Origin of the sequence: Lachnoclostridium sp. MSJ-17, from assembly GCF_018918205.1 — a bacterium.
GTDB lineage: Bacteria > Bacillota > Clostridia > Oscillospirales > Acutalibacteraceae > Ruminococcoides.
Genome location: NZ_JAHLQB010000115.1, coordinates 1 through 5,025, shown reverse-complemented (window position 1 = coordinate 5,025; position 5,025 = coordinate 1). Strand labels below are relative to the sequence as shown.

The window sequence follows — 5,025 nt, the reverse complement described above, 5'->3', positions numbered from 1 at the left end:
TCCCGCTTTTCTTCATCAGTCAGATTCTTCCACACTGTCGGCTCCACCTCGATGATGCCGAGGGTTTTGGTGTGGCGGAGCATCTGCATATCTTCAAAGCGTTTGAACGGATTTGCAAGGATATTCCTTCTCGCTTCCGCGTCGGTGTAACCGCCCTTCGCGAAAATACTGTTCGCTTTTTCAGCTTTCAATCCGCTTGCTTTTCTTCCCTCATTATATTCCCTGAAATACGCGACGATATTATCAATCGGCACCCGTCCGTTTTTGTCGGCATGTGCAAAAATCGCTTTTAGCAAAACGGGCTTGTAGGAATAACTCATGTCCATTTGCCGCACCATATCCATGAAAAGCTCCTTGCGGTTTTCATCGTCTATTAATGTCCAGCCGTATTCTTCAGCCGCCGCATTCAGCGTTTCCCCGCGGAAGTATTTCAGCTTTTTGTGCTCACTGAGCGGAACGATCATATCGGGAATGATCTTGCCCTCACGGATATAGCGTTCAACGGTTTCGGACTGCACGTCCACGCGGCGGATAAACTCCATTTGCGACAACATTCCAGCCGCTTCGTCCTGCCAGTTGAATACGTCAACCGCTTCATAATCCGTCGCGCTGACGGGATAGTCGATCAGCGCTTCGGGCTTTTCTCCTCTGCGGTACAGCTCGTCATCCTCCTGCATCTGCTGTTTGGTTCCAAGAACGCGCTTTCCGGGATGATAGTCCTTTAATTTCATCAGTCGATGAAGTGAATACGGCATATTATACTGACTCGCGTTATCCACGAAGTCAAACACCATCAAAAATTCCTTGCCCTCGCTCAACCTCATACCTCTGCCGAGCTGCTGTGTATAGAGCACCTTTGACATTGTCGGACGCGCCATAAACAAAACTTCGGTTTCAGGGCAATCCCAACCCTCATTGAGCAGGTCACAGGCGCATAACACCTTGATTTCGCCATGCTTGAATTTGGCAAGGAGTTCATTTCTCCCGGACATTTTCATGCTGCCCGACACCGCCTGTGCAGGAACGCCGCGTTCACGTATTTTTGCTGCGATTTCCTCCGCATGCTTTACGCTCGCGCAGAAGATAACCGTGCGTTTGTCTGACACGTATTCCATAAAGGTATCAACAATCAGCTTGTTGCGGTCAGGAACAAATATCTTACTTTCAAGGTCGCGGATATTGTAGCGGACGCTGTTGAACCGCACCTTCGTCAAATCAATGTTGGTATGTATTCTGATACAACGAACGGACACAAGCTCGCCGATTTCCACCGCCGTCTTGATATCGAGCTTATGTGCGGTATTTTTGAAAATGTCCGGAATGTTCCGGTCGTCGGCACGTTCGGGAGTCGCCGTCAGTCCGAGCGTGAAGGACGGCTTGAAATACGCCAAAATCTTTTGATAGGTTTCAGCCGCCGCATGATGCGCTTCGTCAATGATCAGATACTCAAAATCCGTTTCGCCAAACTCCTCCGTATGCAGCGCGACGCTCTGCACACTGCCGCAAACAACAAACGCATCCTTTTCTTTGAGCGGACCCATATAAATACCGACGCTCACGTCAGTCCACAGTCTTTTGAATGTCTCCGCCGCCTGTGTGACAAGCTCGTTGGTATGCGCGATAAACAACGTGCGCTTGCCAATGCGCTTTGCGTCCGTGACCGCAGTCACGGTTTTTCCCGTGCCTGTCGCGTGATAAATCAAGGCGATGGTTTCATGCCGCCTACGCATTTCTTCAAGCGAAGCAAGCGCGGCTCTTTGGTGTCCCTTGAGCTCCAGATCATCCGCTTCAATGGCTTTGCTCCGCTGACACGGAAGATAATCCTCCACCTCGCGGAAATGCGGCGAAGAACCTAAAAAAACGCGCAGCTCGTCCTTGACGGTATCGGGCTGCTGCTGCATCTGACGAACCGCCCAGCGGTAAACATCCCAACCGAGATAGATCATGCTGTTCTGCTTGAGCAGGTCGTCGTAGTATTTGTTGCGCGAAACAAGCCGCGGATTGTGTGTGGCTTCATCGTCAATTTCAATCGCGATTCTTTTCGCGCCGTTCTCAATCAGGAAGTCCGCAAATCGATCGTTGTTGTAAATATCAAAGAAGTGATACTGGCTGTATAGGTACCCTGCTTTTTCCGCGCCGAAGGTATCGGAAAACAGGTCGATAAACAAATCCTCCGCCGTACTGCCGGACGCGGCATGTAATGATGTGCTCATAAGGTGTTCACTTCCTCTGAATAGTCTGGATTAATTGTAGCACTTTTTTTGCCGCTCCATCAAGGTTAAGCCACATAATATTTCAATGGGGTGATTGGGGTAATTATTCTCCAAAATCCGCATAAATACTTATGTTTTCCACTTTTTGTCAGGGTGGCGTTCGGGTGATTTATCCCCTCAAGTTTACCTGAACATCACCCCAGCGGATGATTGAAAAAGCTGATAAATACTGATAAAATGCAGATATTACCCCAATTACCCGTAAATTTCATAACTCCCAAAACTATTTCATTCCAATACAATACTGCCCTTTTCTTCTCTGTCCATCGCGTATGTCAGCAGAGCGGACTTGCCGATGGCGGCAAAGTAATCGGACTCGCCGTATTCATCGTCATATAGCTCCTCTATCATCCTCAGCGTTTCGCGCAGCTGCAGAAGCATGGCAAATTCATGCTTGCAGTGATACGAGCAGAAACATCCGCAGGTCAGATTGCTGATCTCGCCCGCGAAATAGTCAAACGTCAGCTCATAAGCCCTGCTGCCCTCGACGATCGCTCTGCCGCTTTCGCCGTCCACGCTGATGTACACTACCTTGCAACGGTTGTAGTAATCAAATCCTCTTTCCGCTATCTCGCTGCGGAAACCAAAGGCTCTCGGGTCATCAATATGAACGCTCTCGTCGTCACAGCCCACCGCGTACTCCTCTTCACTCTCGGGAGGAAGGAACCACGCGCGGATCTTGTCGTATGGAATGACGTCCTTGTCAAAGGCTATCAGGTGCGAACCGCCGAAATACAGTCTGCCTTTTACCTCTGTGTCGGCAACCGCGATCACGCGCTTGTAGTCGGACAGTCTGATTTTAAAGGTGCGCGACAGCTCGGTCACGATACCCTTCACGCCCTCGAGCTTTCCCTCGACAAAGACGATGTCGCCGACGTACAGATCAAAGCGGTCGTTGTAGTAAGAATAGGAACGTCCCTGACTCGGGAAGCGCACCTGCACCACCGACTTTACAGGCTGCATCTCTCCGGGCATCTCCGCAAGCTGCTCCGCTGTCTGCTGCTCTTCCTCATATCCGCTGAAACCGATTTTGAACTTCATGGTAATACCTCCCCATAAAATAATCATGTGTTGTATTTCTGATACCAATATTATCTCAAAACCGATGTCCCATTTAACGGACATTGCAATCCATCATCGTGATTTTTCCGCTTATTTGCAATATATGATTAGAAAAAGCGTGCAAACAGATTTGAATTCTGCTTACACGCTGCTTGAATTATTTACAATAGGATTTTATGCACTGTGAAACGAACTCGGCTGTACCCTCGCCGTGTTTGTCGATGTAGTTTTTGAAGCGGACGTCGGCGACGTACATCTGTCCGAGTCCCGCGAGGATCTCGTTTGTACAGGTATAGAAATTATCGGTAATACACCGCTGCAATTTTTCTACCTGTATTTTCGCCGCTTCGTTGTCGGGCGAAATCCCGCTGCGGTCAAGCTCGGCGAATTCTTCAAACACCGCGTCAAGCAAAGAAGCCGCTTGGCTGAAATCAGTATTGCGCTGTTGGCTTTCCTTGTACGCGTCGGTGCTGCCCCAGCGCTGTCTGACCTCCTCCGCGTACTTGTTTTTCAGGTCTTCGTATTCGTTATTCGGCTTCATAAACCCTTCTCCTTTCTCCATGCTGTCCAGCGCGTCGATCAACCGCTCCAGCCGTTCCTTTTTTGCGAGCAATAATTTCCGCTGACGCGTCAGCGCCTGCTGTTTGTCATAGTCAGGCGACGAGAGAATCTGCGCGATGGTTTTGAGAGAGAAATCCAGCTCGCGGTAAAATAATATCTCCTGCATGCGCTCCAAAGATCTTTCGTCATAAAACCGGTATCCGTTCTGCGCGTCGACCTCGGACGGTTTGAGCAATCCGATTTCGTCGTAGTAGTGAAGCGTGCGCACGCTCACGCCAATTTGCTGCGCAAACTCTTTAATCTGCATTTTCAACTTCCTCACCTCGGGTTCTATGATAACCTATGACGCTGCGTCAGAGTCAAGTGTTTTCCGAAAATATTTTATAACAATTTTTTCGGGAACGCAACTGTTGCAATCATTCGCCGCGCGTATTATAATGAGTTATAACCTATCGAAGGAGGCAAACAAAATGGACTGTGTATTTTGCAAAATCATCAAGGGAGAGCTTCCGAGCTGCAAGCTGTACGAAGACGACACAACGATTTCCATCATGGATATCGCGGACGACGTTGACGGACATATCCTCGTCATTCCGAAGAAGCACTTCAAAAATATTCTTGACTGCGACAGCGATGCGCTGCACGACATGATGGATACCGTGCAGAAGGTTTCCCGTCACCTTGTCGACAACTGCGGCTACGACGGCGTGAACCTGCTCAACGCGAGCGATGAAAGCGCGGGGCAGTCGGTACCGCATTTCCATATCCACATCATTCCGCGCAAGCGCAATGACGGCATTGACGGATGGCCTGTTTTCAAGGGCGCCGAAAAGAGCTACTCGTACCATTTTGAAAAACTGAAAATGAACGGTTGACAAATTCCGTTTCGGAAATTATAATATAACCAACCTATAAAGAGTGCGCGAGAGACAAGCTCGTTGACCGCACACCAACCTGCAACATGTAAGGTGGTAATGCTTGACTGATGGGTGAGGAATTGTTATCAACGCCCGTCTGACGATGGGCGTTTTTTTCGTGCTCCTCTTTTGGGTAATATTTTTTTGGAGGAACGAAAATGAAAACAATCACAAGTCTTATCAACGCAAACAAAAAGGTCTATGTCAGAATG

General features: G+C 48.9%; 4 protein-coding genes and 1 riboswitch. Of the genes, 1 reads left to right on the top strand and 3 read right to left on the bottom strand.

Features of this window, described 5'->3' with window-relative positions; genetic code table 11:
- The 3 genes from KQI64_RS09420 to KQI64_RS09410 all read right to left on the bottom strand — a co-directional run.
- Positions 1-2,213 (bottom strand): DEAD/DEAH box helicase (locus tag KQI64_RS09420; RefSeq protein ID WP_216524507.1); only part of this gene is annotated, 2,213 nt, incomplete at its 3' end.
- Positions 2,214-2,501: 288 nt separating this feature from the next.
- A complete protein-coding gene (locus KQI64_RS09415; RefSeq protein WP_216524506.1) occupies positions 2,502-3,314 on the bottom strand; it encodes an SWIM zinc finger family protein in 813 nt (270 codons plus the stop codon).
- A 178-nt stretch (positions 3,315-3,492) separates the two neighbouring features.
- A complete protein-coding gene (locus KQI64_RS09410; RefSeq protein WP_253289258.1) occupies positions 3,493-4,203 on the bottom strand; it encodes a MerR family transcriptional regulator in 711 nt (236 codons plus the stop codon).
- Positions 4,204-4,366: 163 nt separating this feature from the next.
- Between KQI64_RS09410 and KQI64_RS09405 the strand changes: the two genes are divergently transcribed.
- Positions 4,367-4,771 (top strand): HIT family protein, encoded by a 405-nt coding sequence (locus tag KQI64_RS09405; RefSeq protein WP_216524504.1) that lies wholly within the window; start codon positions 4,367-4,369, stop codon positions 4,769-4,771.
- Positions 4,772-4,802: 31 nt separating this feature from the next.
- Positions 4,803-4,888, top strand: a riboswitch (SAM riboswitch).
- The last annotated feature ends 137 nt before the right edge of the window (positions 4,889-5,025 follow it).

Excerpts from the sequence above, each read along its gene's own strand:
- KQI64_RS09415 (WP_216524506.1), bottom strand. The coding sequence starts at position 3,314 with ATGAAGTTCAAAATCGGTTTCAGCGGATATGAGGAAGAGCAGCAGACA.
- KQI64_RS09410 (WP_253289258.1), bottom strand. The coding sequence starts at position 4,203 with ATGCAGATTAAAGAGTTTGCGCAGCAAATTGGCGTGAGCGTGCGCACG.
- KQI64_RS09405 (WP_216524504.1), top strand. The coding sequence starts at position 4,367 with ATGGACTGTGTATTTTGCAAAATCATCAAGGGAGAGCTTCCGAGCTGC.